The organism is Variovorax sp. GrIS 2.14 (assembly GCF_046115955.1).
Taxonomy (GTDB): domain Bacteria; phylum Pseudomonadota; class Gammaproteobacteria; order Burkholderiales; family Burkholderiaceae_C; genus Variovorax.
Genome location: NZ_JBJXIA010000097.1, coordinates 1 through 1038 on the forward strand (window position 1 = coordinate 1; position 1038 = coordinate 1038).

Here is a 1038-nt window from a genome sequence, read left to right on the forward strand (position 1 = left end):
CAGCCGCAGCTCGAATTGCTGCGCCTTTTCACGGACTTCCAGTTGCAAGGAAAACATCGAGCCGAACAGTTCGCACACCGCTCTCAGGTGTCGCGGAAGCCGCCGCGGGCTGTAATGGTGGCAGGCGATCAGGCCCCACAACTTGTCACCGTGAATGATGGAGATGGACATCGACGCGTCGATGCCCATGTTGCGCAGGTACTCGCGGTGAATGGGTGACACATCGCGCAGGATGGCGTGACTCATGTCGAGCGGCAGGCCGGTGCGAGGATTGAGCGAAGGCGTCAGCGGCGCAGGGTCGTAGTTGACCTCGGTGATGAGCCGCAGCCAGTTCTTCAGGTACAACGCGCGCGCTTGCTGCGGGATGTCGGCCGCCGGGTAGTGCAAGTCGAGAAAAGGCTCCAAATGCGGCTCGCGGCTTTCAGCAATCACCCAGCCCGAGCCGTCTTGCATGAATTGATAAACCAGAACGCGGTCATAGACGGCCACCTCACGCACGCGCTCGGCAGCCAGTTGGCACAGTGCCCGCAAAGAAGGCGCGGCGTCGAAGCCCTGGACCATGTCCTGCACGGCGGCCAACGGGTCAGAGGCAAAGGGGTCGCCGATGTTGGCGGCCTCGAACTCCAGCACCAATGTGTCGCCGCAGCGATGCAGGCTCGCGTCCAGCGGGATGTCGGCGTGCACACGCATCACGGGGTCCAGCAGGTGACGCGGTGTGGTTAGCGCCTGCTCCGCGCTCAGGCGACGCACGCGAGCGGTCTGCGCTGGACTCAACACGGTGTCGGCACTTTTGCCCAGAAGATCGTGCAGCGATTTGCCCAGCAGGCCGGGCAGATCACCGGCGGCTTGAAGCACTTCCAGCGTGTCGCTGTCCAGCACCAGCAGCACGCCGTGCGGCAGGATCGCGCCGGGAATGTGAATGGGCTCGCGGTCGCAGTTGTTGATGTCGGAGGCTGTGATGGTGGTGGCGCCGGTGTTGGCGCTTGTGGCGATTGGCATGGCGTTGCTTTCAGACATGGTGGCCTTGCAAGTGTGCAT

At 63.3% G+C, this 1038-nt stretch carries 1 protein-coding gene; it reads right to left on the minus strand.

What is annotated here, in order from left to right:
* The coding region (locus RCH10_RS27685; RefSeq protein WP_409054854.1) for a GAF domain-containing protein at nucleotides 1-999 on the minus strand (999 nt) is incomplete at its 3' end.
* Nucleotides 1000-1038 lie beyond the last annotated feature (39 nt).